The following is a 2,972-nucleotide window of genomic DNA, read 5'->3' as shown; positions in this document are numbered from 1 at the left end:
CGACCAGAAGTTTGGTCTCTAGATTGACTTTTTGGTAGCTTTTTTTTCGCCAGTGTTGTTTTTCGTGTTTCATAAGTGACTGTAATTGTTTGTTCAATTTTTAGTCAACCTATTTCAGGAAAATTCATTTTTTTAATGACACACAACGGTTTGTGTATAGTTTCGTTGCGTGAAAATCCGCAGGATTTTCAGGTTTAAGAAACTAAGATAGCAAAGTTGCGAGGATTTTCCGAGAGGAAAATCAGAAGCAATGAATTATACACGGTGTTACCTGCTTGCTTTTATTTTCTATAATTTTGAATAGGGGTCAACAGAGAGTTTTAAAATTTCATCAACCACAGCTTTGAAGTCGTCCAAGTTCTTTCTTTTAGAAGAGTAGGGGGATTGAAATTCGAAATGTTTGAAATTTACACCATCACCATATGATAATTCATAAAATGATCCATCAAAGCCAATCCAAGCCTTTTCTTTAATTAATTTTTCCTCTTCCAATTCCTCAATTATTTTTTTAACTGGTGTAATCTGGCTATAATCAATAATTCTAGTTATTTCTCGAGTCATAGAATCATTATAATTTGCACTGAAACCATATCCAAATTCACTAAAATCAAAGGAAGTCGAATCTGAATTTTTTCTTTTTATTTTAATTATACGTTTATATACATCATTATAGCTTACCGAATATCTTATTTTTAGATTTATTTCGTTAACATCTTTTATTTGAGAGCAGTCCGTTGTCTGCTTTGTTACCTGTTTACAGCTTATTGATAAGGTTAAGGAAATGATTAGTCCAAGAATTTTTGTTTTCATTTTTTGTGGCTTGCAGGTAACGGTAAGTATAAAGTGTGTTTTAATGCATTTTATACAATGTTATAGGTCTTTTATTTATTTATTTATTTAAAATCCAATTTTTCTCCATACCAGATTATGCTTGTTTGGGCCAATAAAATCAGTACTTAATGTTAGTTTATCTTCATTGAACTCAAAATTTCTGATTTGATTTTGACCAACCCAATTCGGAAATGAACTAATTTTGATTTGATGGATTACTTGTTTTGATTTAATGTTCACCTTATAATTTCCCGAATAGGCAATAAATCCCTTAAAAGCATCGACAACTTCAGATGGTTCGCCTTGAAGGGGATCCTCTGAAAGAAATTGAGGCCTATTGTTTTTCATAATCATTACAGACATATTTCCATTGCTATCATAGTTTATTTGCCCTATTGCGTCAGCACCAAAAGGAAATTCCTTTTTCCCTTCCTTTGTTTCAATAGTCCATTCCTGTAATTCCCAGGACCCAACAAATTGCTGATTTTTCATATTTTCTATGTTTATGTCCGTGATAATTGAACTCGTTTCATCATTTTTTGTTGAAGAGCTATGTTGCTTGCAACTTGTAAAACATAAGGTTATTAAAAATGACATCGTAATAAATTCTTTCATTGGGCTTAGTTTTTAATGACCTATAACGGTAGCGGTATGGTTAGTAAGGAATTGCGGGCTTTATACCTATCAAGTTACAGCAAAATTGGAGCGGAAGACTACGCTTCGAAAAGCTCTGAAACCCTTATTAACTATACCGCATGTTGGGGTGTCGTTATTTATTCTCAAAATATTTGATGATGTCTTCAGCAATTTCATTAGGTTGCTCTGAAGTTAATGCATGTCCTGCATGTTCAACTTCAATATAAGTTACCTGGTCTCCTAATTCTTTTTTTAATATTTTTCCAGCCTTTTCCGGAGGTGCAGCAGCGTCTTCAGTTGCCTGAACTACTAAAAACGGTTTTCCACCGGCGTTTTTATAATAATTCCCATCAGTGTTTGCGGTTGCAGTATTTTGAGCGTATGCTAGTTCAGGATACCAACCGTTTAGCCAAACAGAAGGGTCGTTCCCTTTTGCGAAAAATGCACGCGCTAGGTTTTTTAGGCGTTCTTCATCAGGTAAACTCAAGTCAAGGGATCCTTGTACACTTTTTAAGACTTCCGGATCAATTTCAAAGTTACCTCCACATGCTAAGAGGGCTAAGCCTTCAACATAATCCGGATACATGGTAGTAAAAGTCCGTGCTACTCTGTTTCCATAAGCATGTCCAACAACCTTTAGATGCTTAATTCCAATCGAATCCAATGTTGTTTTTATATCATTGGCTAAATCAGTTAATTGGATATTTTTAGAAGTTAAATCTCCTTTACTTTTTCCAATTCCTCGGGGCTGAATCAAAACTACTGTATAACCAGTTTCAACTAATTTGGTTGTAATCGTTGAATTGTACATTTCTGTATAATCTTCAACACCTCGACCTACAGATGGTATAATTGTTATAAAGTTATTATATGAATTTTCTTTCGAATAAATTCTAACATGGTTTGAAACGTTTTCTTTTTGAACAACAAAGTCCTTCGTTAAGTAATCGTTAGCTGTTTTATTCGAAATCATCTCTTGCTGTTTTTCATTTTCTTGATTAATTACTTTTTCGCCCTTTTGCTGATTACATGACAATAATATTGTCAAAGACACGAGTGTTAAGAAAATATTTGCTCTCATAATTCAGTTTATTAATATGACTAATAAAAATTCTATTGATTGATAATCAATTCTTTATAACCTATTCAAATTTATCATTTTTTATCTAATATTCGTTATCCATTTTACATTAACAAAAGGATATAATACAAACTGGAGATGTAGATAAATTCTGATTAATTCTGCTTCGTAAGTTTTCCATCTGGCGAATGCACCCCAACGGTTTGTGTATAGTTTCGTTGCGTGAAAATCCGCAAGGATTTTCGAGTTAAGAAACTAAGATAGCAAAGTTGCGAGGATTTTCCGCGAGGAAAATCAGAAGCAATGAATTATACACTGCTTAAGTTTACAAACTATTATTTTAGAAGCATTAATCAGAAAGAACAAAAGAGAGGAGTAAGGTTCAGATACACTGTGAAGGTTGGACTTCGACAACATTGAAAAT

General features: G+C 33.1%; 3 protein-coding genes. All 3 read right to left on the bottom strand.

What is annotated here, in order from left to right:
• Positions 1–288 precede the first annotated feature (288 nt).
• The 3 genes from ZA05_RS17885 to ZA05_RS17875 all read right to left on the bottom strand — a co-directional run bounded on the left by ZA05_RS17885 (position 289) and on the right by ZA05_RS17875 (position 2,548).
• Positions 289–810 carry a hypothetical protein gene (locus ZA05_RS17885; RefSeq protein ID WP_053993045.1) on the bottom strand — a complete coding sequence of 174 codons (522 nt, stop codon included), beginning with the start codon at positions 808–810 and terminating at the stop codon, positions 289–291.
• 87 nt (positions 811–897) lie between these two features.
• On the bottom strand, positions 898–1,446 hold the full coding sequence (locus ZA05_RS17880) for a lipocalin-like domain-containing protein (protein ID WP_053993044.1): 549 nt from the start codon (positions 1,444–1,446) through the stop codon (positions 898–900).
• 154 nt (positions 1,447–1,600) lie between these two features.
• A complete protein-coding gene (locus tag ZA05_RS17875) occupies positions 1,601–2,548 on the bottom strand; it encodes an alpha/beta fold hydrolase (protein WP_053993043.1) in 948 nt (315 codons plus the stop codon).
• Positions 2,549–2,972 lie beyond the last annotated feature (424 nt).

It is taken from the genome of Mangrovimonas sp. TPBH4 (genome assembly GCF_001280505.1).
In the GTDB taxonomy this organism is placed as follows: Bacteria; Bacteroidota; Bacteroidia; order Flavobacteriales; family Flavobacteriaceae; genus Mangrovimonas_A.
Note: the sequence above shows the minus strand (reverse complement) of the source record. Positions and strands in the feature narration are given on the sequence as shown.

What these genes read in the sequence shown, in the direction of transcription:
- ZA05_RS17885 (WP_053993045.1), bottom strand. Translation starts at nt 810, where the DNA reads ATGAAAACAAAAATTCTTGGACTAATCATTTCCTTAACCTTATCAATA.
- ZA05_RS17880 (WP_053993044.1), bottom strand. Translation starts at nt 1,446, where the DNA reads ATGAAAGAATTTATTACGATGTCATTTTTAATAACCTTATGTTTTACA.
- ZA05_RS17875 (WP_053993043.1), bottom strand. Translation starts at nt 2,548, where the DNA reads ATGAGAGCAAATATTTTCTTAACACTCGTGTCTTTGACAATATTATTG.